We start from the raw sequence: 26,922 nt of genomic DNA on the forward strand, positions 1-26,922 counted from the left end.
TTATACATTAAAGGAAAAACATGAAAGAAACTAAATGGTTAAAGATCCCCCTGTTGGCAGCAAGCTTACTGATTGGCAGTAACGCATTTGCCGACAAAGCGCTACTGAATGTTTCCTACGATCCAACACGCGAGCTGTATCAGGAATTCAATCCCGCCTTCAGCAAATACTGGCAGGCACAGGCTGGCGAGAAGGTGACCATCAAACAATCACATGGCGGCTCCGGCAAACAGGCACGCTCTGTGATTGATGGGCTGGATGCTGATGTGGTCACGCTCGCATTGGCGGCAGATATCGATGCCATCGCAGCGCATGGCAAGCTCCTGCCGGACAATTGGCAAACACGGTTGACCCATAACAGCTCACCTTATACCTCAACCATCATTTTTCTGGTACGCAAAGGCAACCCGAAAGGCATCAAGGACTGGAATGATCTCGCCAGACCAGGCATCGCGGTGATCACCCCTAACCCCAAAACATCCGGGGGCGCGCGCTGGAATTATCTGGCGGCGTGGGAATTCGGCAAACAGTATTTTGGTGAAGCCAAAGCAAAAGAATTTGTCTCGGATATCTTTAAAAATGTACCTGTACTGGATTCCGGCGCACGGGGTTCAGCCACGACCTTCATCGAACGCGGTATCGGCGATGTGCTCATTTCGTGGGAAAACGAGGCGTTCCTGGCCCTTAAGGAATATGGCCAGGATAAATTTGAGATCATTGTCCCTTCGCTCAGTATCCTTGCCGAGCCTACTGTTGCTCTGGTCGACAAGGTGGTCGACAAGAAAGGCACACGCAAAGTCGCTGAAGCTTATCTCCAGTACCTCTATTCGGATGAAGGCCAGGAGATTGCTGCTAAACATTTCTACCGGCCGATTAATGAAAAAATTGCTGCAAAGTATGCCAGGCAGTTCCCAGCTATCAAGCTGTTCAAAATCGATGACGCATTCGGGAATTGGAAAAATGCACAAAAAACTCACTTCGATGATGGTGGTACATTTGATCAGATCTATCTGAAATAACTAAACAGGGGTTGGGCACCCCCCTCGTAAACAACATTTAAGGAAAAAAACATGAGTGTGTTAATTGTTGGCGGTGATCAGGTTGAGTCGCTGAAACTTCAAGTGGTTGCGCAGGGATATACTGAAGTCGAACATTGGCATGGGCGTAAGAAAGGATTCGTAAAACGCACGTTCTCTAATCATATCCGCCTGATTATCATGGTGTGCGATTACGTCAATCATAGTCTGGCCATTTCACTGAAAAACCAGGCCAACCGTAAAGGCATACCTCTCATTTATTGCCGCCATTCCATTCATGAGCTCAGACATAAATTATTGCACTGGGGAAAAACTGATGAGGACTGTTGTGCTTGCTACAGTTTTTGAGCAATGAGTTTTCAGTGGCAGAAAAGTTATCTTGACCCGGTGAATGATTTGAAGAAATCAAATTAATCGTTCCTCATAATAAAACTCTGCTGACTATGCAGAAATAGAAACTGGAATGACCACCACGCCCAACAATGAAACAACTTCTGCCACGCAGATCAATACCTCATTTAACAGGAGTTTTTCCATGTCTATTCCTACGATTGATACTTTTGCTAACGAAGCGAGCTTGTCACGTAAACTCGAACGTATTCTGGGAGCTACCGACTATCCAGTGCAACGCTCCGAAGAAGGTTGGGTTACAGGATCTTTCTATAATTGCCAGTTGTCCAGTGTTTTCCAGCCTATCCTGGGCACTGTCGAGAACAAGACCATTGGCCATATCGCTTATACCCGCTCTGAATCAAATGGGCAATTCTCTACAGCTCCATGGCATATTTTTGCTCTTACACCAGAAGACAGCCCAATAGCTAAACTCGATCGTTTATGCCGTACGATCCACGCCCTGAATTATTTTAATCATATGTCCTATCAGAAAGGTAAATTATTTGTCAGTGTGCAGCCACGATTATTGGAGAGTGTCAAAGACGATCATGGCCAGGCATTTGAGCATGTACTGAACCTGATTGAAGTGCCCACCTCACGCGTAGTGATCGAACTGCCGAGTGAAATCAATCGTGATTGGAAAATGCTCAGAAAAATCATTCAGAACTACCGCTCGCGTGGCTATCAGATTGCAACTCATTTTAATAGCGGCAGTAACGACTGGATGTTAGAACTGATGTTGGAGCTTGGCGGTTTATATCCAGATATCTTGCGAATTCCAACAGGTGATCTGTTACGGTATAACGCAGTAGTGCCCCTGATAGAAACCATTCATCGCTTTGGTGCAATCGTGCTGGCCTACGATATCGAAACTCCCGATCAAGCGGCTGAGGCCGTCAAGGCTGGGGTAGATTATCTGCAGGGAAATTTTCTCAGCAAACCAGCACGGGCTATTCATATGATTTCACCGGAGTTTATTAAAGAAAAAACAGGATTAACAGGAGTTTTTCCATGAATATTTTTGCTCCCAAAAATTTTGTAGTTAAAGATGAATTTGAGTTAATCCGATCGGCTACAGACTACTCTCTGGAACGAGACCAAGGTGGCTGGATAAGTGGACAATTTTATCGTTGCAGGTTAACCAGCGCTTTTCAACCTATTATCGATATGGCTCAAAATAAGACGATAGGGCACACTGCTCATATCCGCTCAGAGTCGGATGGAGAAATTTCACTCTCGCCCTGGCAAGTTTTTGCTCAAGCGACAAATGACGAGCAACTGGTTCATTTGGATCGCTTATGCCGGGCAGTGCACGCACTCAATTATTTCAATAATAAAGCTGCCAGATCAGACGAAAAGTTATTTGTAGGCGTACACCCGCTTCTTCTGGAAACGGTTAAGGTCGATCATGGGCGTGCGTTTGAAGATTTTCTTAATTTGATCGGGGTGAAAACCTCCCGAGTTACGATTGAAATTCCTCCCACCATCAATCATAACCGGGAGTTACTGCAGAAAGTAATTAACAACTATCACTTACGCGGCTACACCATTGCAGTTACTTATCATAGTAGTTCGAATAACGCTTGGATGCCAGAGCTAGGTAGCTTATATCCGGAAATCATACGGATCAAAGCATCCTATCTGTTCAATTATCGTGTCATCGATGCCATCATTAAAGCTGCTCACCATTTCGGATCGAAAGTTCTGATATGGGATATTGCCACATTTGAGCAGTTAACCACTGCCAAACGTCTTGGTGCTGACTATTTGCAAGGTCATTTTCTCAGCGAGCCAGTGCGCGCCATTCACACCATTTCACCTCGACTGATCCAAGAAACCCTGAATCCCAATTTGACACAAACACCGGAAGAGGCAAGAAAATTTGAATCTAAGAAGGAGTATAAGTGAGTACATTCAAACAGCATAGCGTATTACCCGGGTTTAACCTCGCGCTGGGTTTTACCCTACTTTATCTCAGTCTGGTCGTACTCATTCCACTCTCGGCGGCATTCATTCGAACTGCCGAACTGAACTGGCCGGAATTCTGGGCGACCGTGACGACACCACGTGTGCTAGCCTCGTACCGGCTGACCTTTGGCGCCTCGTTTGCCGCCGCACTCACCAACGCGGTATTCGGGCTGCTGGTAGCCTGGGTGTTGGTTCGTTATCATTTTCCTGGCAAACGAGTCGTCGATGCGCTGATCGATCTGCCATTTGCTCTGCCGACTGCCGTGGCGGGAATTGCCCTTACGGCCCTTTATGCCGGCAACGGTTGGATTGGTCGAGTGCTTGAGCCGCTTGGGATCAAAATTGCCTTTACCCCGCTTGGTGTTTACGTGGCGCTGACTTTCATTGGGTTGCCGTTTGTGGTGCGCACAGTACAGCCTGTCCTGGAAGATATCGAAACGGAACTGGAAGAAGCCGCGGCCATGTTGGGTGCCAATCGGCTGCAGACTTTCTTGCGCATCATTTTCCCGACTATTTTCCCCGCACTGATGACAGGTTTCGCTTTGGCCTTTGCGCGCGCTATTGGAGAGTACGGGTCCGTCATATTCATCGCGGGCAATATGCCGATGATTTCGGAAATCACCCCATTATTGATCATTACCAAGCTGGAGCAGTATGACTATACCGGCGCCACCGCCATTGCGGTCGTCATGCTGGTGATCTCTTTTATTCTGTTACTCATTATCAACCTGTTGCAATGGTGGAGTCGCCGCCGCAACGCATTAGCATGAGAATTTTGCCATGACCACGATCACCATCACTTATCCCAGTAAAGTACAACGAACGGCTCTTACCCAGGAACCGGTATGGGTACGCTGGGGGTTAATTGCGATAGCACTTACGTTTCTGACAGTATTCCTTTTTGTACCCTTGCTTTTGGTATTCTATGAAGCGCTCAAAAAAGGCGTCGATGTTTATTTTGCTGCGATCACGGACCCGGATGCAATTGCAGCCATCAAACTGACACTGACTGCGAGTGCCATTGCAGTACCACTTAATCTGGTATTTGGTATCGCGGCGGCCTGGGCGATCGCCAAATTTGAATTCCGTGGCAAGCACATCCTGATCACGCTGATTGATCTCCCCTTCTCAGTCTCGCCCGTGATTGCCGGTCTAATCTATGTTCTGGTTTTCGGTTTACAGGGATGGTTAGGGCCATGGTTAGCCGAGCACGATCTCAAAATCATCTTTGCAGTACCCGGCATCGTCCTGGCGACGATTTTTGTGACCGTCCCATTTATTGCGCGTGAATTAATTCCACTCATGCAGGCACAGGGAACCGAAGAGGAAGAAGCAGCTGTGGCATTGGGGGCGAGTGGCTGGCAGACCTTCTGGCGCATTACCCTCCCCAACATCAAGTGGGGTTTGTTATATGGCATTATTCTGTGCAATGCACGCGCCATGGGCGAATTTGGCGCTGTCTCCGTGGTGTCGGGGCATATACGCGGCAGCACTAATACCTTACCGCTGCACGTTGAGATTCTCTATAACGAATACAGCTATGCCGCCTCCTTTGCAGTCGCATCTCTGCTCGCATTGCTGGCCCTGATCACACTTATCATCAAAACTTTCTTAGAGGCAAAAGTAGCTCATCAAAAAGGAGAATTAAATCATGAGCATTGAAATACGTCATCTCTCCAAGCAATTCGGCTCATTTGCTGCATTGCGCGACATCAACCTGAACATTCATTCAGGCGAGCTCCTTGCGCTGCTGGGGCCTTCAGGATCTGGCAAAACGACATTACTACGCGTCATTGCCGGGCTGGAAACAGCCGATTCAGGTCAAGTACTGTTTAATAATGAAGACGCCACCAGTCAACCTATTCAAGAACGGCAGGTGGGTTTTGTTTTCCAGCATTATGCGCTGTTCCGTAACATGACGATTTTTGAAAATGTCGCGTTTGGATTACGTGTTCGCCCCAGACAGAATCGTTTGAGAGTTCAGGAAATTCATGAACGCGTCACCAACCTGCTGAAACTGGTGCAACTCGACTGGCTGGCAGATCGTTATCCCCACCAACTCTCCGGCGGGCAACGTCAACGCATTGCTTTGGCACGCGCTTTGGCGGTAGAACCCAAAGTATTACTGCTGGATGAACCATTCGGCGCGCTGGATGCCAAAGTGCGCAAAGAATTGCGTACCTGGTTAAGAAGATTGCATGATGAGATGCATATTACCAGCATTTTTGTCACCCATGACCAAGAAGAAGCGCTGGAAGTCTCCGATCGCGTTGTGGTCATGAACGAAGGATGCATTGAGCAGATTGGCACACCTGATGAAGTCTATGAGCGTCCAGCCAATCCGTTTGTGTATGAATTTCTAGGACACGTGAACCTGTTCCATGGCCGCATACATCAGGGCCGTGCCTGGATAGGTGATGTGGAAATCGATGCGCCTGAACACGCCGAGGCCGAAGATCTGGCTGCGGTTGCCTACGTACGGCCACACGATATTGAAGTTGACCGCGTCATGAATGGAGAATCGGCATTGCCAGCACAGGTTGTTCATATTCTCTCGGTAGGTCCGGTCGTCAAACTAGAATTGGTGCAAAAAGGTAACCAAAACAAGAATCTCATTCAAGTTGAAATCAGCAAGGAGAGATTCCGCGACTTGCAGTTAGTCAAGGGGGACCAGGTTTTTATTAAACCACGCCGTCTTGATTTGTTCCCCCATCAACTGCATTAATATAGCGCAATTCGATATTAACAAAGGATTTAACCATTGAATTTCCAGCAACTTCGTATCATAAGTGAAACTGTTCGCCAGCATTACAATCTGACGGAAGTCGCCAATGCCTTATTCACCTCACAATCCGGGGTCAGCAAGCATATTAAGGATTTGGAAGATGAATTAGGTATTGAATTATTTATTCGCAAAGGCAAGCGATTGATTGGATTAACTGAGCCCGGTAAAGAACTGATCAAGATCGTTGAGCGTATCCTGCTGGATACGAGAAATATCAAACGCTTGGCTGAGCAGTTCAGCCAGCACGACCAAGGTCAGCTAACGATCGCTACGACCCACACCCAGGCACAATATGCCTTACCTCCCATGGTGCGGCAGTTCAAGCAAGCATTTCCCAAGGTGCACCTGGTGCTGCACCAATCCAGTCCAAGCGAAATCGTATCCATGTTGCTTGATGGCCAGGCAGATATTGGTATCGCAACGGAAGCATTGGAAAACACAGCCGATTTAATCTCTTTTCCCTACTATACATGGCACCATGCCATTATCGTACCTGCAGGACATCCGCTGCAGTCGGTCGCTCCCCTTACGCTCGAAGCCATTGTAGAATTTCCGATTATTACCTATCACCACGGATTTACCGGGCGCTCAAGGATCGATAAAACATTCGCTCAGGCAGGGCTAGCGCCTGATTTTGCCATGTCTGCTTTGGATGCCGACGTGATTAAAACCTATGTCGCACTAGGACTGGGTATTGGCATTATTGCATCGGGAGCGTTTGTGCCAGAGCGAGATTCCATGCTGGTCAAATTGGATGCCTCCCACTTATTTGAACAGAATACCACTTACATTTCGATTCGCCAGAACCGTTATCTACGCGATTTTGCCTATTATTTTATAGAGCTTTGCATTCCTACGCTCAGGGAATCCAGTGAATCTCCTCTCGTTTGGTTGAGATCAGAAATACCCTAAACCGCAGCGAATAATAAATTTTAGCAAGTCCTTATTCCATTTCCCAATCAAAACTGACTTTGTCGGCTTGCTTCCCCTTGCGGTATTATTGATACTGTCTGCGGCTCGCCTTCGCGTCATTTTTGATTGGGAAATAGAATTACTGGAGATCAAGCATTGAATCATTTATAAATGAAATTCCAGCATCTGAACGCTTCAGGTAAGTCTCGCCACGGGCAACCAATCATCCATATCCGGTATAACACGCCTCCTACCGTCATGCGCAGATTGCGCTTGTCATACATCACTTCATGAAGCAAAATTTTCTCTAGCTTCGGCCAGAACTCCTCTTTGAGGATCAATCAGAGCATGGCAAACTCGTTTTAATGGATATAAGCTTCTCAATATTACAAGTTTGCTTCTATTTATGAAATACTTATCTCAAAATGTCAACCAACTTTAATTAGATCAGGATATTTGGTTATTTTCCCATTGTCCTAATAAAGTATCTATCTACCGTATGAAGATAGATAATGATCGGTATAGCAAATACCCAAGGAAAAATAAGACGAGTAAATAAACCAGTAATGAACTTCATTGGACTCTTCAATATTTTATAGAAGATAGTAATCCATTTACCCGTTCCTTTGAGAAGTAGATCAGCAATTTTTGATAGAACAACTACGACTAAAAACAAATAAAGAGCGGGTGCCACATCAAACATGAATTGTTGGAAGCTTTTTGGGTCACTTATAATCTTCCATATATTGATATCTAACATGCTCTCTAGAAAATAGTGAACAAGAAAGAAGATGAGAACAAGGCTTAGCATAACAGGCAAACTTACTAATATTAAACCCAATGACTGCATCATACCTGTCGTTCCCTTGATGACGTACATTAGCGGTTTGAAAATTCTATAGCGGCCTTGCTCCAACTGATTCAGTATTTCAGGATCACCTGCTTTTAGCATAGGTTGATACTGACTGAATTGCCAGTTTGCTTGAAGAGGTTGAGCGGATACATACGGTTTCAATTTTAACAGCTCTGGTTTTGACATTTGATAACCGTCCGCTTCCAGACATCCAGCCTCCACATCGGTGAAAGAATCCAGATCTGTACGGATTTTTGACAATGCATGTTGCGCTTCCTCCGAAACATCAAATTGGGAGGTTAAAGAATCAGCCTCTATCTCTATTTTGTCGCTGGGCGCCCAATCGATCTTTCTGGCAGATAACCCACGCGTTAAATGGAAATAAGCAACGCGTTTACCTCGGGTTTTTATTAGATTGTTGACTACCTCCTCTCGCACTCGCCTCAACAAAATGGAGGTAGTCAAGGAAAGTATCGGTAACAGATCGGTTCGAGGTTTATTAATCGCCTCAATTTGGCCAGATGCATCGCTGAGGATAAAATCAGAACATACGCAATCAGGATCGAGCAAACTTGCCACTCCCTGATTGTCATAAACTCCACCGTCAACAAGTTGTACTCTACGATCTTTATATAAATTAGAAATGGCCATAGGTGGAAATAGGCCTGGCACACCCGCCGAAGCAGCCACTGCATTTCCTAATAGAAAGTAAGGTTTCCTTCCAGTGGAGGCTTCATCAATCTCATCATAGTTCATACGTCGATATCGATCCTTTTTATCAATATCACGGAAAGTTAAATCTCGTGGAGGCACTTCACCCATACTCATGGCGGTAAAGTACCAATTGTGACCGGAATTCAGACTGGTTGCATTGATCATCAATACAGGCACTTTGTGTTTACGCCTAGGATTACCGTTTACATCATCCCACGGATGGAAGGGCTGTTTTACTCCCTTTGGCTGAATTAATAAATCACTCATCCGTATGCGGCGATTATCTACGTTTATCAATGGTCGGTAAATGTAGTATTCGTACAACTCACCTATAGTATCTGAGCGGGAATAATTGGGCATACTCATGCGCATATTCTTGAGTGGATTAGCAAAAGTCCGCATACGCAAATTTTTTTGTATCGCGCTTAGGAAATGCTTTTCCAATTTTTGCACTATTTCAATATAATCCGAATCAGTAATCTCATGGTCAGTTTTGGATTCCAGCAAGTTTTTCAGTAATAGATAATAAGCTGCCCCTACTATTGAACCACCCGATACCGTTGAAAGGGATTCAACGTGCTTCAGCATCCCGAGCTCTGACATTCTCGCAAGAACGCCGATATGATAGAATGATGCTCTAAATCCTCCTCCCGATAAAGCTAATCCCAAGCGTTGATTACTTTCTATAGCTTTCATCATTTCCTCCCTTTAGTGAGAATTTCACTAAAATATATATTTTCTAGATACTTTAGATACCTAATAATTTTTGGAAATGGCTTAGATTAGATTGATATAATCAAAATCAATCCTATCATTCCACAAGCTTTATACAAACTACTTGCAAGTTTCTTTCAATAAAGAAGAGCTCAGATAAGAGCCTAATCGACCCTTAAGGCATAGAAAATGCTAATCGAATTTCTCATCCCCGGTAGGTTCTAGATGAGTAGTCTCATTCATTTCTTGGCGGAATTTGGATAACTCATAATACATTCTAAAGCGAGCTCGATTTATATTGCCTAATGGCCGATGTTCAGGAAGGCAATGCCAAGGATTCATTTTCAATCGTTTACCAAACTCAAACTGCGCATCCGAATCAAACTTTTGTTTCGGAATATGAATGGTGGCAGCGGGGATAAACGGAGAAAGCTTTTCAGGCCAGCGTACTGAGCTATCTTCAATAGGCATTAAATGAGGATCCGTTTGTATTTGAATCATAAGATCAAATTCAATATCTTTCTCATTCAGCGTCTTGATCATATTCTCCCGCAGATAATTGAATGGCGGTGTGCCAAAAGGCAGGCCAGGAATCTGTCTTTCCACGTCTTTTGTTTGTGGTACAAATGAATACATCATTGCCTGCCCTTCACCTAACAGATAAGGTGTGCAACTCCAGTAGCGCTGTCCCAATGGATTATACTGAGTAGCAGTCCACAGACTTTGCATGAAGAAGTCAAGCAAATGGGAGTCTTTAGGATTGAGGAAATAATAAAGCGTCATATCCACCAGACTCCAGTATTGGAGTTTGGCGTTTTCGCGCGTATTGGGGGTAACAAACGTCGCGCCCCCGCTGGTGGCGATAAAGTCTTGCGTAAATTTTTCTTCACTCATGAGTTTTTCACCTGGGACACCCATGAGTTTCACCGCCATACTCAGAAAGCCGACATCGTTAATATCAGCAGGCACATTCGGCCCCGGTCCGGAATAGCGGACATAGGCTGGATAACTGCATGGATTAGCAAAAATACCTTTACGGCAATGTTCTGGCAGATCATCACGTATGGTTACCGTAGCATGCACAATACCATGTGTTTTGGTATTACCACCTCGCTCATACCCTCCTGGCTTGAAGCGTCCACGCATCTGATCCATCATGAGGTCGATAATTTTATTGAGACTTTCTTCTTCATCAGGATCAAATCTTTCCTCAGCCAATTTAAGATTAAGATCCTTGTTCTTGCGCCGCCGATTAATCAAAAACTGGATAAATCTTGAGCCTGGTTCGCGGAAAAGGTAATCCCACTGCGGCCGAAACCAAGGTTCTAACCGGCGTTCAATACGCAGCAGCAGAATCAGGAAATTGTGAATAGCTTTCAGTATTCGACCCTTGATTGTCCTCATGATGAACTATTACCTCCGTTAGCAGGTAAGGCTGAAATGTACTTTAATGCACGCAACCCAGGCATAAAAAAATATCCACCACCATGAACAGCAACAAACTGCGGCAAATGGCAGGTTTTCCGCATCGGCCCGGATGGATCAGGACGATTAAAATGATCGGTACCTTCCCCACTCATTAGCGGCTCACGGTTCCCGAGCAAGGGATCGGGTTCCTCATGCAGCCCATTAAATTTACTATTTGCAATCCAGGCATTCTGGACAAATTCAAACTGCCGCGATATGTTGGCTACCAGGCAGATAAACTGGAGGCCATGTTTGGCAGCAGGAATATCCGGTTTGATCGCCTCTTCCGGCGCAAGCACATTACCGTAGCTGCGACCGCGTCGTAACAAACGATGGAAACGGGAGGAAGCAACCAGATCTTCTTCGGGTTTTTGCCCAAACCCCAGGATTTTAGCCAACCGGCGGATAAAGCCGATGATACCCACATCCGTTATATTACCTGGCAAGTCGCTTGTACGAGGGTTAGCCCTGCGAACATGGGCACTGATCGGACAATGATTTCCTTTGGCATCTAAGTCATAAGTAAAATGATTACCATGATCTTTGCGTAAAATGCCTGGAATGTGTTCCGCAATTAATGGTGTACCATTACGCTCTCTCCCCACCATCGAAGCAGCAAGTTGTTCGCGTTTTTTCGGCTTGGAATCCGATGCCTTATCGAGAAATTGCCAAAAACCGGGAACATCCTGACTCAACTCTCGCAGCACTAAATATGTGCCATTACGCGCAAAGTCCTTCAGCGTGAGATCATCTTCAGCATCTGGCAGATCGGTTGCAAGGTGGTCTTTTTTGGGATCAACGAGTGGTCGCGCAGTGTACTGCCCATATTCATTTGGGTAGCCAAGCACCATCTCTCCCACAGCCAATAAATTAGAGTAACGATCACGTTCATGTGGGTCTGTGCTTTGCCGATAAGTCCAGTCAATCGTGGGCTGACTGATACTATCATCGAATCCGAAAGGTTCAAATCGCCCTGAATCTGAAGTAGGTAATTGTCTCAGTAGCTGAAATGCTTGTGAAAAACGTTCATCTTCAACAGTTTTTCGCCAAGCTTCGAGCTTTCCTTTTTTGGCATAAAGCAGCAATAAGATATGCGGCATCGTTGTTACCGAATCATTCCCCCACTCCCAGCGTTCAGGCGTATTACGACCAATATCACCTAGTCGTCGAGAACAATTTTCATTTCTGGTCATGCCATAAATGAATTCATCAGAGAAATCGCTTATAATTGATTCACCTATTCCCAATATACGTAAACCGTGCACAGAAAAAGCAATCTGCAGCGCCGTATCAGGCGGAGAATCCATCGTAACAGCATTACTGATGGGTGCCGTCTTCAACCATTGCTTAGCTGCCTCAACATTTGCAATATTCAGCAACATGAAACAGCTATCGGTTAATTTTCCATATCCAAAGCGCAACAACCCCTGCAGATCATCGAATTCAAAATCGTTTGATTTTTTCATTTCCATACTCCCAGTTCAGATCAGACTGAGCCATTCACGGATTTCCGCATCGTTGGATTGACGAATCTCAACACCCTGCCGGATGCGACTATTACGTGCCAAATCAACGGCTGTTAGCCCTGGATAAGCCTTATACCAGACCTCTGTAGGTATTTGATGCCGCCTTTGCGTATATTTGAATGCAAGCTCCCGCTGAGCACCTTCTTTAATGATCCATCTCGTGGTAGGGTAGCCTACCGCATTACTGAAAGTAAGATTCAAACCCCAGCCAACCTTGTTAATGAAATCATCCATATAGCTCTCATGGCTACCATCATAATTACTGGCAAAAAAAACTCTGTGGTTATTGTCTATGAACACCCAGCGCGCAAAATGGATGGTCTTTATCCGAGCGAGAAAACCTCGATTGTATACATGTCTTGCAAACCAGTTGGTCAGCAGAAGTATAAATTTGAAAGTCAGCAGACGGAACAACCCCGGCTTCACATCCCCAAACACGCTATATTGATTACTGACATCCCAGTCTTCCTGTTTTGAGAGTTCATTGATATGTTCATAGCTAGGCCGGATAAAGAGCTCGGGATCGGAACGCTCCAGCATTCTCAGACGTAAGGCAAAGAAAGGTGCGATAGCTAACAGCAGCGGGGATAGCAGAAGTAGAATTAACGGCACCCCAATCATATGCAGCAGATTGCGGATTTTCCAGTCTGTGGGTGTCGGTTCGGGTGGTGACAATGTCAATCTACCTTTATATTTTTCCATTTCGACATGTGACAACAGCTTTTGTCGTAAGATACGGATATTTTCCCGGCCAACATCATCAACAATTTTCTGTAAATAGGTAGACAGGCTTCGATGGAGTGCAGCTTCTTCATGTATTTGTTTGACCGTTCGGCCAATCCAGTTAACATAATTTGCTTTGGGATTGATAGTGTGTGCTTGCATCCATTCAAGCAAATTTTGATCTTCCTCAGAAAAATCATCGCAATGGGAAAAGATTTTTTTCAGGCCTGATTCTGCTTGCTCCGCAAGTTCTGCCAAAAAAGTATGCATATTTCCATCAATGTCGCCCAGAAAGGCGAGAGTCGGTCGCCAAAGTCTTGGTTTTACGCCAAATTCTTTAATTTCGTGTGTTGTAGTGGCTTCTATGATGACAAAGCGCGCAAAATGCAAGCGATTAAAACGACTGAATGGAATCAAGCTATTATCGGGATCAGCATGACCAGGCACTTTGTTCATTGAAGCCAACAAAGTACGTAGGTTTTTCAACTGCCCAACACGCACAGTCGCGGCAATCATGAAGGTAGATTGAGGTGTCATAGTTTTCTATCTCAAGTAAACATTTACATGATTTCTTATTTAGCATCATTTCGTGTCAGGGCAAAATCCAGAACGCGTGTTTTACCCCACCATACTTTCCCAAGATAAACACCAGGCTCGATCTCACGAATTTCATCGCGGATCACTTTAGCAACGAAGGAAGTTTTAGAATAATCGATGACAATAGTATCTTTCCCATCTAACCAGCTTTTGTCACGATATACCTTGGCAATAATGAATGTCAGGCCAAACGGTGTAATCTTGTTGACAAGAACACCAGCCTGACCGCCTGGGCAAAATAAATCAAATACTTTACCTTGCCAAGCAAAGAGACGGGCAAAGGCTGCCACGAGTTTTGAGAAGATTGATCCTGCCAGAATTGCTGTGCCTTGTGTATCGCCAGTTGGAATGTTTCCTGGGTTGGCATTACGATAAATTTCATCTAATTCCTCACGTGATTTACTCAACCAAGTTCTTACCGTATTGTTCATTTTAGTTACTCCTCATAGAGTGATATCAAAAACAAGTAAACAAAATGCCTGACAACACTTGATTTGTAATAATCCAAGAAACTCTAAAGCACGTACACAATGATAAAGGCTCAGAATCAATTAAATATTTTTCAAACTAATAATCTAGATTTACTCCTCTCTTCTGTCTATTTGATTGTTAATGGTTTTTTATAACAGGCAGCCCGCTCTCGCTTATGCTTATCTGTAAAGATTTATTTTAGGTGACTTTATTCCAAGTTTGTTTAATGTGCAAGAATTTAATAGGCGATAAAAAAATCTCTGCAAAATGCATATTGATTATTTAATTAAAATTTATATAGTAAAAATTGTAAATAAAGTAATATAGTTACTGAAAGAAAAGAGAGATTATTTTAAGTGTTTTGCTAGTGGTAACTTCGAATTCCAGTATGTTTGATCAATCACTAATTCTGGAGACTGCCATGAAAAAATTTAAAAAAATCCTGCCCTTTATTGGATTCAGTTTAGTTTTATTTCTTGCAGGATGCTCAGACGACCGATCGCTAAACATCGCGACCGAATGTATCAAAGGTGGTAAGGCCAAGTCGGGATCAGTCATGGACGAGGCGCAATGTGTGAACAGATCTGCAGAAAGCTTCCCCGCGGCAGATGAGGATTATTTCAAAGATATGGATTATGGAATCAGTCAAAAACCTGATGAAATAGTCGCAGCGTTACAACCATTTTGGTCTCCTACTACCCCTTTATCCCCTGAGGAAGCTGTCAACCGTATCGTCAAAGGCCGCAACAACTGGATTGTTTGGACGGGCGGTAATGACAAGCTCTGGGATAACATGAATGCGCAGAGCTTTGGCAGCTTTGATCTGCTAAAAGTATTATCGAACCACCCTAAGCTCCAGGAGAAGAATCGGAAGCACAGTCGTGATCATCGATGGGAGTGGTTTGGTCTCGTCAATGAACCGTGTTTTATGAAAAATATTGACGCGGAAGGGAAGCTGGTTGGCCGCGAGGATCGCTTCGGTTTATATCTGGATGTACGAGACCCGAATTGTGCTGCCGATCCTTTCGAGAACGAAAAGAAATATTCAGGCGTTAAAATCGGGGCACGTGGTAAGACTGTGCCTGTGGGATCCTATTATGGCTATGCAACCGGAATTGTAGGCCTTCGTTTGTTTCCCAACCCTGATTTTGATGAGGCAGCAAAAAAACGCTGGGATGCAGAAAAATATTATTCTGATCCTGCATACTACAATGATCCCAAATTAATTAAACCTTACCGGGTAGGGATGTCTTGTGGCTTCTGCCATGTGGGACCCAATCCAACCAATCCACCCCAAGACCCGGAAAATCCACAATGGGCCAATCTCAATTCCAACCCAGGCGCGCAATATTTCTGGTTTGACCGTGTGTTTGCATATGAGGCGGATAAAGCTAGTTTCGCTTACCAGGTTCTCCATACCAATCGACCAGGCGCATTGGATACCTCGCTTGTTTCCACCGACTATATCAACAACCCACGTACTATGAACGCGATTTATAATCTTCCTGCACGCATGTTGCATGCATTACGTTGGGGAGAAGAAGAATTAACCGATGGTGAACGAGGTAATAAACAGTTCAATCATTTTGAAGAGGTTCCTGCTGACAGCCCACTTAGAGCATTTTTCCAAGCATCAAAAGAGGTTGATAAAGTGCTGACACCACGTGTGCTTAAGGATGGGGCAGACTCAGTGGGTGGATTGGGCGCACTGAATCGTGTTTTCATTAATATTGGTTTATTTAGTGAAGAATGGCTACAGCATATTACTCCTTTGGTAGGTGGCAAGCCTTTTACACCTTTTCCGATCAAAGCAGCAGAACAAAATTCCAGCTATTGGCGAGCGACTGAGCAACAAACTCTGGATGGCGCGTTATTTTTTCTCGCTGCAACCCCGCCTGATTATCTGAAGAATGCGCCTGGGGGTGAACGCTACCTGACCGATGATGAAAAAACTCTCGAGCGCGGCAAAAAAGTATTTGCCGAGAACTGCGCTGCTTGTCATTCAAGCAAATTGCCAGAGGAAGCATACCAGTTTTTCCCAAATAACGGCTGTGTCGGCCCTGATTACCTGAATTGCTGGAACCAATACTGGCAATGGACCAATTCCGCTGAATTCAAGGAAAAAATGACAAAGATTGTATTAGAGGAAGATTTTCTTAAGGAAAATTTCCTTTCCACTGAATTGCGCGTGCCGGTTACTTTGCTGGAAACCAATATCTGCGCTTCTATAGCGACCAATGCCATCGAGGGAGACACCTGGGATAATTTTTCGTCTACTTCTTACAAAAATCTGCCTTCGGTAGGCGAGGCCATCATTCACCATCCAATTACTCGTGAGCAAACATTTTATGAAATACCGCCTAACGACAAGGACAATAAGGGTGGGCGTGGCTATATCCGGCCACCTTCTCTTACCAGTATATGGTCTACCGCGCCGTTCCTGCTAAACAATACGCTAGGTAAATTTTATTGGTCAGGCTCGATAGAAGACCGTATGAAATCCTTCCGGATCAGCATAGAGCAATTGCTGTGGCCCGAGAAGCGTTACTGTGATCAAAAAGATTTATATGCTGCTGAGTACGATGGGAAGGAAAGTGCATCCACTGAGGAAGGAACATATGGTTATGGCTCGGAAACAGCAAACAGCTGTGAAGGAAAAACCTACCTCACCCGATCAGGCAAAGAAGTTCCCGGGATTATCGACCGCACCACAGAAAGGAGCGAGTTAAAAATACTAAAGAGTTATCTTCCTTGGTATATAAGAATGTTTCCTATTGGGGATGGACTGGAACTTGGTCCATTTCCTGAAGGTATCCCGGTGAATCTGATTTCCAATATCAATATGGAAATGGACCTAGGTCAAAAAATTTCCCTGTCGTGGGATGTCTTAAAGTACGTTGGATGGGATATCTTTACTTTGTGGAAAGCACAGGAAGACCCAAAGAGTATTACCGATGAAGAATTGCGCAAAATCCTGAGTGGCATACTCGATCCTCTACTGGAAGTGAATAAATGCCCCGATTTTGTGGTCAATCGGGGGCATTATTTTGGTACGGATTACCTGCCATCAGAGGAACACAGAACGGCGCTCAATGACAGTGATAAGCGTGCTTTGATTGAGTTTCTTAAAACCATGTAATTTTTCATAAATGAGATACCCCGCTATAAGCAGCGGGGTATTCACTGTGTTTCTGAATTTCTAAGCTTATTTGGTTTTCAACCAGCTTTCTTCTTCGGAAGAAAGAATCATCTAAGTATTGCAAACCAAGCTCTTGATTAATTAAGCACAAATTGATTGTGGTGTTTATCGGTACAATGACGCTCTTCCGGAAAAATCTATCAAAAATTTTGGAATAATATTGGAGATAATTTGTGGATAAGCCTGGCCCTTTGCAAGACCATCAGAGCGATAGTAACGATTGCGAAAAGTTTGATTACATCATAATAGGCTCCGGTGCGGGTGGAGGACCGCTTGCTTGCAACCTGGCCTTGAAAGGTTTCCGTGTATTGTTACTGGAAGCGGGTGGCGATGATGAGCCGTATGATTATAAAGTACCGGCATTTCATGCCCGCGCATCTGAAAATGAGGCTCTTCGCTGGGATTACTTCGTGCGTCATTACGACGACAAAACTCAGCAAGAGCGGGATTATAAGTTTAGTAAAGAAAAAGATGGGGTGCTCTACCCTCGCTCAGGAACACTCGGTGGATGCACCGCACATAATGCTATGGTTCTGATGTATCCCCACAATAGTGATTGGGATTACATTGCAAAACTAATGAATGACCCAAGCTGGGATAGCCGAAATATGCAAAAGCACTTCCAGCGCTTGGAACGCTGTGAATATGTTCCAAGATGGAAAATCTGGAGTCATCATGGATTTGATGGCTGGTTGGCAACTAACCAAGCTAATCGCTGGATGCTATTGAAGGACAAAGTACTCACAAAACTGACGGTCGCTACCGTACTAGAATCCCGGCGCATGATGAATCCGCTAAAACGTTTTTTTCTAGGAATTCTGAAATTTCTTATTCGCTTCGATCCCAATGATTGGCGTTTAATTCGCATTATTCCTGAAGGTTTATACAAAATTCCGTTGACTACTCAACACGGCAAGCGGGTAGGCACCAGAGAGTACATCCTGCGGGTTCGTGAACAATGCCCTGACAAATTGATCATAAGAACCCACTCATTGGTTCAACGTATTTTGCTCAACGAACATAACAAAGCTTACGGTGTGGAGTACCGTGTAGGTGCTCATCAATATCGAGCCGATCCTCGGCACAACGAGGCAGTTGTGTCCGAAGCAAAAACAGTTTGTGTGGAACGCGAAGTCATTATAGCCGCTGGTGCTTTCAATACCCCGCAACTACTCATGCTATCCGGGATTGGTCCGCGGGAAGAGCTGGAAAAACATAAGATTGAGGTAAAAGTAGAATTGCCAGGTGTAGGAAAAAATTTGCAGGATCGCTATGAAGTAGGAGTGGTAACAAAACTTAAAGAAGATATTCCACTGATTAAAGGAATGAAATTACGCCCTCCTGAACCTGGAGAAGAACCAGATCCACAATATGCCCTGTGGCTGCAGGAAAAAGGACCTTATACAACGAACGGTGCCACGATTGCCCTCATCACACGTTCCTCTTCTAAGCGTCCAAATGGTGATCCGGATCTATTGATTTTTGGATTGCTCGGAAATTTTAGTGGATACTATCCAGGATACTCTAATGACATTTGTAAGGAAAATAATCGCTATCCTAATGCTCTGTGTAATAAGACTGGCGACCACTCTGATACTTGCAAAGAAAATATCTTTACCTGGGCCATTCTTAAAGCGCACACCAGCAACACAGGCGCAGTTACCTTGCGGTCTAACGATCCACGTGATGTTCCTGACATTCATTTCAATTACTTTCCTGAAGACCTAGAGAGTAGCGATGGCAAGAAAGATTTAGATTCAGTAGCAGAGGGAGTAGAAACTGTCCGTAACATCATTGAACATTGCAGAGATTTAATTGACGAGGAGATTCTTCCAGGAACAAAAGTCAGAAGCCGCGATGAAATTCATCAATTCATTAAAGATCAAGCTTGGGGGCATCATGCCTCCTGTACCTGTAAAATGGGACCAGAAAGCGATGAAATGGCAGTCGTTGATAACCGGTTTCAGGTTTATGGCACGAGTAACTTGCGCATCGTGGATGCTTCGATATTCCCTAAAATACCCGGTTTCTTTATTGTATGCGCTGTCTATATGATTAGCGAGAAAGCCAGTGAAATCATTATTGAAGATGCAAGAAAGCGTGTTTCGTAATTTTCTTTATGCGCACATGGGATTACTTAGCGAACGCACTATCTCCCTCAGCACCACGCCGAGGCTCCCATTCAGTGCTGTAATATTTACCCCGATCTCGCGCCCAAGGATCGAATACATTCATTACTCCTGCAAGTTCACCTTCCAGTTCTGGTAATGTTCTCAGAAGAACACGCTTTAAAGGAGAGACCGGCTGCTGGTGACCATTTGGCATCCCCTGCTCCAGCTTTTCCGGACCCGGTCCATTGTGCATTACCCACTCGACCCCAAGATTACTATAAAATTCTGGGCGAAAACTCGATGTAAGAAAGCGGTCGCTGAAAAGTCTGCGTGAAGCATTGAGAATGAACACAACAAATTGAGTTTCTGAAATAGCAAAACCATGCGGCCGTTTGGATGCCCTAAATAATCATTGATGGGTGAGTTATCGTTGTTCAGTTGAGCCTTTGTAATCTGTTTGGATTCATCACAGCGGTGTTGCCCGTATACCTCGCGCAACGTCTTCACGAGCTGCTCCTGCTCGCGTCGAGCGGGCGAATCCTCGCGCAAACGCGGATCGATAAAGTCTTCAAAACGAATCAGTTGCTTTAACCCATACTGCCGGCGAAACTCGTTATAATGCGGAATACCTCGTTCCCAATCGCGGAGGAGGTCGAGTGCGGCAATATCAATCTGTTGTGTGGACGATTGCAAATGCGGCATCTTCAGGTTTTGCAAAAACTGCGGATGGTTCTGAAGCGTCAGCTCTCCCGCCTGCTGGCGGCCCATGCTGAGCGCCCAATTCGCCAAGCCCTTCTGCCGTATCGCCTCAGTTGCTTTTCCGCGAAACGTATCAATAATAGGTATTTTTTGCTGAATGACATTCGGATCCTTATTCCATTCTCGGTATTCGATCAGATCCGGCAGCAAAGGATGCAACCGGTAAACGGTGACAAACTCTTCGGAAAAATTGAAAGGAGAGCCAAAATGGTTGACCCCGCCGTTGATGTCATCATCGCTGGAAAGTGCCCAGAGATCCTTCCTGCTGCGATCGAATAAAGAATAAAAGGGTGTTTCTTCATAGCGATGGTTACTAGCCCGAAGATGCCCGCTCCGACTGCGAAAACTGTATAGAGACTGTTGTTGGCAGCATCTAAGTCATCAAGTTGGCGGATGATTTCTCTTAGCGCCTCAGATACCGCTGCATGTTCATTAAAAAGACCATGCCAATTAGCATTCATGCCTCGATACAATGGTTCATTATACAGCAGTTGCGTCGTCCATTCGATGGTATGGATCTTGGCTATTTCAGCAGAAACAACCAGCCGGGCAACATTAAACAATTCGTCCGGTGTAACATCTTGATAGCGAACAATGACCTCTGGTCTGCCTGGGTTTCTTAAACCGCTGTCAGCATCGGGAGTTTTCACTGCCTGCTTGTGGAATTCATCAATAAAAGCATTGTGCTCTCTCGCAAATACGTTGTGAAAGAAGCTCAGCCCGAAAGACCAGTTATCGGGGAAAGCGGTAGATTCCTGACCTGACCATTCTGGCTTGATATAATCGCTAGCGTCGAAGATCGGCAAGTATCCAACCTTATCGCCCTCACCTCCCCCTCTCTCACCGGTACCAGCAGTATTTTGGCGGGATCTCGGGGATTTCGCTGCACTCGCTGACTAGATCGTTCATCATAGCCATACAGTTGTGAAGCATCCCACCAGGCTGTCACATGATTGCGTGTGGTCTTCGGTGCGCGTGTGAGGTAGGTTTGATCATTATGCATAAACGATTCGGGCGGCGTGTCGTCAGCAACAGGCGCAACATTGATTCTGTCACTCGGCCGACAGCCCAGTTGCGTGATCTCCTCCGCCGTTAATGGTTGTTCGCTGTTTTCGACCCGTTGAGTCGCGCAACCAACTTTCATCCACTCTGGCTGACTGGATTCTTCATCAACATGAGAAAACCAATCATGGGTCATGAATTGAATCCAAAAAGCTGCCAGCACGTTAAAGGTTGGAGCCTTTTTGTAATCACACTCGGCTTCTTCAGGGCTGTTGAGCAAGCCGTAACCGTTCTGGCATTTGTCAGGGTGAGATTGCATACGTGTCAATATTTTCCGGCTAATCACCTGTGGATCGGGCTTCAGCAATGCTAATCGTTCGCCATGGCGATTTCTGGTCAACTCGTGGAGGCCTAGGTCAGGGAAAGTCGTGTCAAACTGAACGTTGCGCGCAAAGAGCTGATGAGTTGAACCCATCAATGGGTTGTAAATATCATTGCAGATGCCAGTGACAGTGCGGAAACGGATTAAATCCCCCCTACAGACTTGTTCTTGACCACTCTTCACATCCTGGTAATTGAGATGAGTCGGCAGCTGCATTTCTGGCCAGACTTGCAACACGGGCCCCGCCTTGCCATCACGGCCTGTGATATAAGCCTGGTATGTTCCACTATTGTCGAAAAGGTTGAGCTTGATGAGTTCAATGCGTTGTAACTCTAGTTCATAGAGTGCGCCATTGATGCCCCGCGCATTGGGACCGAAAAACGTGCCATCTAGTAAAATAAGCGGGAATAGTGATGAGCCATTACCTGTAGCCCAGAAATTTGGCCAGTCCAGCCAGGGACTCTGGTTGGGCGTAACAGCACGATCTCCACCAAGACAATGCGCTCGCTTTTCAGGGACCTTGCCAAGAAACCGCTGCTCTCTGGTTTGTGCGACATGCTGAATATCAACTTGCAGGAGAGTCTCAAAGCAGGACAGATCCGAATCCCAAGTATTGCAACCGCTGAGCAGAAGCAGTCCTGCCATTGCAGAAAGCAGTGATGAGTGGCAATATCTGAAGTAGGGATAAATCAAATAATCATTACTACGAGCATGAAAGAAAATATCCATTCTCCCTTTTTCCGGACTGCTTTTATTTAACTATCTTTCTAATTTACCCATTACGCTTAGAAATTCTTCGGGGTGGAGGCACCATCATGAGCGTTAGTATCACCTACAATCTCTGTGTATATTTACCACCGCGCTGCAATATACTAAATACAGCAACTTGCCAGCAAATTGGTATGACTGGCTGAACTTTTACCGGCATATGCCTGATTTGCCTTGATATACGCGCTATCGATGGTTACCACGAAATGCATCATTTTACTTAGGTTAGCAGGGACGTGTATTACTGCACGCACATAACTGTCTGCGTATCAACCACCAGCTAGCTGCGGTAGCCGAAATACGACTTTTTGCTTTTTTGCGTCAGGTAGCATCTGGGTCTGCATTCTGCTCTTCGGTACAAGGAATATCAGGCTGACTACCTTTCTCAAACTGAACAGCGTTGCATTCAGCATTCATTTCAAGCGTGATGATCTCGTTTGGTTGCGTCGCTGGCTCAATTCCACCATTCGATAGTTCGTGCTTGCATAAACTTCTAAGATTTTGTCACAACTTCTCCCCATCAATCAGTGCATCACTTCATCAGTACGTTGTCTTGACTCAGCGCTGCATCAATTATATTGATCCTAAACTCATCTGTATCTTTTGCTCCAGCCATCTTTTATCTAACACCATTTTAGTTGGCTAACGGGTAAGTTGTGCAGGAACCTTTCATGCTCGTCCGTTACCATCATTCTGGGATTATTCCAGTTATTCGTTTAGCTTCTACTGCTGTTGGAGCACTTGCAAGAGTTTGAGCGTGCACATACCCGTGTGTTTCCGTCGACCTGTGGCTGTGGAGCTGACGTAAACATCTAACCTGTTCTGTTATCCCTTCGTATATTTCACGCATGGATTTATTTCAATTGCTCTCTTAACCTATTGAACTCAGGATCACTGTGTAATAGCTCAGCAGCCGCACTTCGCAATGCCTTAACTGTGTCGACAGGAAGCTTGAATGTAGTTGGCAGGTTTTTAAAGTAAAACCGCGTTTTCGGATCATCAATAAGGTCTAATGAGATATGGCTGACATATATATCCACGGCGTAGAGATCTTTTCCTGGAAGCTTTGCTTCTGGGCAGGTGTTTTGAAGAATGCTTTCACATGCCTTGCGGGTGCGTACTGCATCATTGTATTCCTTTGCAATGGCACGCGCCCTTTCCACCGTGTCAAACGAATATCTATCTAATGGGATAGTTGCTGCCGTCATTAGCGTATCAATCAACCCCGGTACTTTTGCTTTGGTATCGCGATTTGCCTCGGGATCAGTTGCTGCATTGACAACGATGACAAGCAGTTTTTGTATTTCCTGTCTGTTAATACGTTTTTGCAGGCTGTAGGGCGAGTCGCTACTCTGAAGTGCAAATAGAATCCCACGCAATCCAATATTATCAGACACGCCTCCATCAATGAGATGCACGTAACGTTTTTCTACTTCCCATGGGTTATTCGAGTAATAGCTTCGCTGGCGTTCAGCTATCTTCGCCCGTTCTGGAGCAATGCGGTGATCTTGATTAGCGAGCTCGACCCATTGCGGTTCCTGATAATCACATGTGCCAGCAAAGTTCCGGTACGTCAAGGGAGTCAATATACCCGGAAAAGCAGACGACGATGCCACAGCACGGGCAATAGGTAATTTAGTCAGGTCGGAGCAAATCAGATCGAATTGATCCTGAATGAAAGCAAACGGTTCTCCAATACTCATATCACTCGCATTCAAGATGACGAACGGCCGCCTGTTTTTCTTGATAAGATCAGCATAGGTTGCGCCATGAAAAATTGATGTATCATAGTATTCGGCAGCCAAATCGCTCCTTCCGTAACTCCAGCCAGCCAGCTTGAGCCAATGAATCGGCCACAGGGTGCGCATAAACAAATCATGCTCAATATCTTTGTTGAGAAACTTACGCTCGAAGCTGCCGTCAAACAGTCCATCGCCATATAATGCATAATACGCTGAGGTAAAGCTACCGCCGGATACGGAGGAAATGATGTCGACCTCATCGAGTAGGCGTTTTGTTTGATTAGCCCATATAATCTCGGTATCGCGCAGCACCTCCATTATGCCATAGGAAAAAGCAGCAGCACGGGTACCACCGCCCGAGAAGGTCAGAATGACAAACAGACTATCTGTATTCTTGGCATCTGGATGCAGGTTATCGAAGCGGTATCCTTGTGTAGGATTGTGCTTTTCAAGTTTTGGGTCTTCGGGGAAAGTAGCACAGGCGAAAAGCCCAGCCACGAGCAGAAGACCAACACAAAGGCGAATAGCTGACTTCATGTGTTCACCTCCTTCTCAAACAGAATGAACGTAGGCTCTAGTGGATTCGTATTCCGGATAGTTTGTACGATTTCGCTCGGCTGATAGTTTTTCGGTTCACCCAAATGGAACCGATGCGTTCCTGTTTGTATGTACAGGGTAGCATCCGTCAGACCACACAGTTGCCCGTCAATGAACACTTCCCGCTTTTCTGGGTACTGCACCACGATGAACTCCAAAGCCATCCTGACTTCCTCCTTCATTCCTGTTTACAGAACCTCTGAATAATTGATTATTCCTGCACAACGGGAGATTGTCTAACAGACCGTTGAAAGTAAATGTACCTTCAGTTTGAAAATCTGTTTTTAAAAGACCATTTCACATTCACGAATCTCCGGTGAATATCCTACTTATTTTTTCATTATATTATCCTCTCAAGAAATAGAGTCTCCTGTAGACCCCGGACGATTCTTTTTACATGAGAACACAAGCGTAATATTTCCCGCGCCCTGATGCTCTTAATCAGCAGCACCCGCTTTGTACCGCTGTAGGTGGAAATCAATTGCTTTAGAAAATGCACATGATTTTTATTTGTTTTATCTCCAGAAATTTCAGCTGGTAATGACTTTCCAGCTCAAGACAAATATCTTGTAGCATCTTATCCACAGCATTATCAAATAGCCTACCGATATTTCGCTGCAAACACCTGATGGTATGTATATCAGCACCGTAATATTTTTTCTGGCTTGTGCAAAATATTGGTATAGACGAGTACTTTGCGCCCCAGTAGCGGGGAAACGAGCCCGAAGAAATTAATCCACAACAACACCATCATTTAATGCTTTCCATTTTGCACAGGCAAAGAAGAAAGCACAATCAGGTCACGAATAAAATTACTTATGCTATCACCCCAGATTTTATTGTGATCTGGTATCAGTTTGCCATTGACATATATATTGAGATACGGGTTCAATGGTTTCGTATTTCCGAGATGGATCAAATCTACATCTTCAAAATGCAAAGTGCCTTCATTGATTTGTTTTGACCAAATGTTTTTCAGATGGCTATACTTGGCATCATCGCTACGTAATTGCTTTGTTGTAGCAGGAACCAACTCGTGAGTGTGATAGGGTTTAAAATGACCAATTGCATTTCGGTCTGCTTCGCCTTGCTCAATGAATATTTCTTTTGGTCCATTTGCGGTGCAATGATGCCGCTTGGATGTTGTATGGGTTTCAAATATGGTTGAGAAAGAACGACCAAGCGGAAAAGCAAAACGAGTTGCATAATCTTTTTCTGAAGTCAGAATCGCCATGCGTGGTAACTGACTGGGGAAATAGTTGCGGCAATCTTGTTGTGAGATGTCATAAAGCGTGGCAAAGCGTATTGCTTCAAATGCCGGGTTCATTAGTATCACCAAATCACCAAAACCCTTGGCATCATCGCTATAGGTTTTGTTCGGGCGACTATCAATAAAACGATCAGCCATAATTTGTTGCAATGCAGTATACAGTACTGTACCACCAAAGCTGTGGCCAATGACAATGAGACGATTATTGCGGGTTTTAGGTTCTTCAGTAGATGCTATCCCCATTTTAACATTAGTAATTTCTTCCATTTTCAACAATAGCTCGGTGACGCCCTCCAAACCAATCTCATGAGCTGTATTTTTGCGCTCCCAAAATGTTATTTTATTGAGAAGCGGAATTTCAATTGATTCCCCACGCCACCCTACATACAAACCCAATATCTTTCGAGGAGCATGGTTATTAAGATTAGCACTAGTATTTTCGATATGAGCAATTTTTTCCAGCAATTTTCGAAATTCATGAATATTATCATCCCCGGGTCTGGCACTATGATGCCACCCATGGATAAACAGAATGAGCAGCACATCCTCTTTTGCTGCAACGGTAAAATAATTGTCGAGCACTGCTTCCATTTGCTCACGTTGACGTAATTGACCCTGATCATCAAATTCAACAAATCCCAAACGATATTCTGCTGCTTGGCTGGGTGCATAATACTGTAAGGCGTTCTGTGAACAATCCCCCGGTTGGTTAAATGTGCAAGGGGCAAAATTGATTCGATAGGCATCATTTTGTGCACAGCCATTAATAATGAGAAAAACAGAAAAAATTAAATATAATTGAATACATGATTTGGTATTAATGTTAGTTGGATTTTTTACCATTTCTTCTCCTTCTTAAGAAAGAATCCACATTCTCAAATCCTAATTTCATATTACACTCGATTATCAACCTCTGGATTTGGGTCATGTAT

At 44.7% G+C, this 26,922-nt stretch carries 22 protein-coding genes and 1 pseudogene; 10 read left to right on the forward strand and 13 right to left on the reverse strand.

The window, feature by feature from the left end:
• Positions 1-20: 20 nt before the first annotated feature.
• The 8 genes from BM283_RS04340 to BM283_RS04375 all read left to right on the forward strand — a co-directional run bounded on the left by BM283_RS04340 (position 21) and on the right by BM283_RS04375 (position 7,095).
• On the forward strand, positions 21-1,019 hold the full coding sequence (locus BM283_RS04340; protein ID WP_090690037.1) for a sulfate ABC transporter substrate-binding protein: 999 nt from the start codon (positions 21-23) through the stop codon (positions 1,017-1,019).
• A gap of 51 nt (positions 1,020-1,070) precedes the next feature.
• Positions 1,071-1,385, forward strand: coding sequence for a DUF2325 domain-containing protein (locus BM283_RS04345; RefSeq protein WP_090690038.1), 315 nt, complete (start codon positions 1,071-1,073; stop codon positions 1,383-1,385).
• Positions 1,386-1,572: 187 nt separating this feature from the next.
• Positions 1,573-2,445 (forward strand): EAL domain-containing protein, encoded by an 873-nt coding sequence (locus BM283_RS04350; protein ID WP_090690041.1) that lies wholly within the window; start codon positions 1,573-1,575, stop codon positions 2,443-2,445.
• A complete protein-coding gene (locus BM283_RS04355) occupies positions 2,442-3,338 on the forward strand; it encodes an EAL domain-containing protein (protein WP_090690044.1) in 897 nt (298 codons plus the stop codon). Before BM283_RS04350 ends, BM283_RS04355 begins: the two co-directional genes overlap by 4 nt.
• Entirely contained in the window at positions 3,335-4,168 is an 834-nt protein-coding gene (gene cysT, locus BM283_RS04360; protein WP_090690045.1) for a sulfate ABC transporter permease subunit CysT, read from the forward strand. Before BM283_RS04355 ends, cysT begins: the two co-directional genes overlap by 4 nt.
• Positions 4,169-4,178: 10 nt before the next feature.
• The gene (cysW, locus tag BM283_RS04365; RefSeq protein WP_090690047.1) at positions 4,179-5,060 is read left to right on the forward strand and encodes a sulfate ABC transporter permease subunit CysW; all 882 of its coding nucleotides are present in this window, start codon (positions 4,179-4,181) and stop codon (positions 5,058-5,060) included.
• On the forward strand, positions 5,050-6,123 hold the full coding sequence (locus BM283_RS04370) for a sulfate/molybdate ABC transporter ATP-binding protein (RefSeq protein ID WP_090690048.1): 1,074 nt from the start codon (positions 5,050-5,052) through the stop codon (positions 6,121-6,123). Before cysW ends, BM283_RS04370 begins: the two co-directional genes overlap by 11 nt.
• Positions 6,124-6,159: 36 nt before the next feature.
• Complete coding sequence (locus BM283_RS04375) at positions 6,160-7,095, forward strand: CysB family HTH-type transcriptional regulator (RefSeq protein ID WP_090690050.1); 936 nt, start codon at positions 6,160-6,162, stop codon at positions 7,093-7,095.
• A gap of 164 nt (positions 7,096-7,259) precedes the next feature.
• Here the strand turns inward: BM283_RS04375 and BM283_RS04380 are convergent.
• The 6 genes and pseudogenes from BM283_RS04380 to BM283_RS04405 all read right to left on the reverse strand — a co-directional run.
• Positions 7,260-7,436, reverse strand: a pseudogene (locus tag BM283_RS04380) (IS5/IS1182 family transposase); the annotation flags it as partial.
• Positions 7,437-7,555: 119 nt separating this feature from the next.
• The gene (locus tag BM283_RS04385) at positions 7,556-9,358 is read right to left on the reverse strand and encodes a patatin-like phospholipase family protein (protein WP_175492024.1); all 1,803 of its coding nucleotides are present in this window, start codon (positions 9,356-9,358) and stop codon (positions 7,556-7,558) included.
• A gap of 210 nt (positions 9,359-9,568) precedes the next feature.
• Positions 9,569-10,780, reverse strand: a complete 1,212-nt coding sequence (locus BM283_RS04390) for a catalase family protein (RefSeq protein ID WP_090690055.1) — start codon at positions 10,778-10,780, stop codon at positions 9,569-9,571.
• The gene (locus tag BM283_RS04395; protein WP_090690058.1) at positions 10,777-12,309 is read right to left on the reverse strand and encodes a Dyp-type peroxidase; all 1,533 of its coding nucleotides are present in this window, start codon (positions 12,307-12,309) and stop codon (positions 10,777-10,779) included. The genes BM283_RS04390 and BM283_RS04395 overlap by 4 nt, the downstream gene beginning before the upstream one ends.
• Before the next feature lie 15 nt (positions 12,310-12,324).
• A complete protein-coding gene (locus BM283_RS04400) occupies positions 12,325-13,629 on the reverse strand; it encodes a hypothetical protein (protein WP_090690059.1) in 1,305 nt (434 codons plus the stop codon).
• A gap of 35 nt (positions 13,630-13,664) precedes the next feature.
• The gene (locus tag BM283_RS04405) at positions 13,665-14,120 is read right to left on the reverse strand and encodes a hypothetical protein (protein WP_090690062.1); all 456 of its coding nucleotides are present in this window, start codon (positions 14,118-14,120) and stop codon (positions 13,665-13,667) included.
• Positions 14,121-14,581: 461 nt separating this feature from the next.
• Here BM283_RS04405 and BM283_RS04410 point away from each other — a divergent pair, with 461 nt between their 5' ends.
• Both BM283_RS04410 and BM283_RS04415 read left to right on the forward strand, forming a co-directional pair.
• Entirely contained in the window at positions 14,582-17,299 is a 2,718-nt protein-coding gene (locus BM283_RS04410; RefSeq protein WP_090690064.1) for a c-type cytochrome, read from the forward strand.
• Between the two features lie 233 nt (positions 17,300-17,532).
• Entirely contained in the window at positions 17,533-19,470 is a 1,938-nt protein-coding gene (locus BM283_RS04415) for a GMC family oxidoreductase (protein WP_090690068.1), read from the forward strand.
• Between the two features lie 22 nt (positions 19,471-19,492).
• Here the strand turns inward: BM283_RS04415 and BM283_RS19245 are convergent, their stop codons facing one another.
• The 7 genes from BM283_RS19245 to BM283_RS04450 all read right to left on the reverse strand — a co-directional run bounded on the left by BM283_RS19245 (position 19,493) and on the right by BM283_RS04450 (position 26,833).
• Positions 19,493-19,723 (reverse strand): hypothetical protein, encoded by a 231-nt coding sequence (locus tag BM283_RS19245; RefSeq protein ID WP_090690070.1) that lies wholly within the window; start codon positions 19,721-19,723, stop codon positions 19,493-19,495.
• The gene (locus BM283_RS19250; RefSeq protein WP_254776157.1) at positions 19,723-20,379 is read right to left on the reverse strand and encodes a peroxidase family protein; all 657 of its coding nucleotides are present in this window, start codon (positions 20,377-20,379) and stop codon (positions 19,723-19,725) included. Before BM283_RS19250 ends, BM283_RS19245 begins: the two co-directional genes overlap by 1 nt.
• On the reverse strand, positions 20,364-21,035 hold the full coding sequence (locus BM283_RS19255; protein ID WP_090690074.1) for a peroxidase family protein: 672 nt from the start codon (positions 21,033-21,035) through the stop codon (positions 20,364-20,366). The genes BM283_RS19250 and BM283_RS19255 overlap by 16 nt, the downstream gene beginning before the upstream one ends.
• Positions 20,945-22,342, reverse strand: a complete 1,398-nt coding sequence (locus BM283_RS19260) for a peroxidase family protein (protein ID WP_090690076.1) — start codon at positions 22,340-22,342, stop codon at positions 20,945-20,947. Before BM283_RS19260 ends, BM283_RS19255 begins: the two co-directional genes overlap by 91 nt.
• 893 nt (positions 22,343-23,235) lie before the next feature.
• Positions 23,236-24,660, reverse strand: a complete 1,425-nt coding sequence (locus BM283_RS04440) for a patatin-like phospholipase family protein (RefSeq protein ID WP_090690079.1) — start codon at positions 24,658-24,660, stop codon at positions 23,236-23,238.
• The gene (locus BM283_RS04445; RefSeq protein ID WP_139225189.1) at positions 24,657-24,866 is read right to left on the reverse strand and encodes a hypothetical protein; all 210 of its coding nucleotides are present in this window, start codon (positions 24,864-24,866) and stop codon (positions 24,657-24,659) included. The genes BM283_RS04440 and BM283_RS04445 overlap by 4 nt, the downstream gene beginning before the upstream one ends.
• Positions 24,867-25,474: 608 nt before the next feature.
• A complete protein-coding gene (locus BM283_RS04450; protein WP_217646436.1) occupies positions 25,475-26,833 on the reverse strand; it encodes an esterase in 1,359 nt (452 codons plus the stop codon).
• Positions 26,834-26,922 lie beyond the last annotated feature (89 nt).

Source organism: Nitrosomonas sp. Nm34, from assembly GCF_900113925.1.
GTDB lineage: Bacteria > Pseudomonadota > Gammaproteobacteria > Burkholderiales > Nitrosomonadaceae > Nitrosomonas.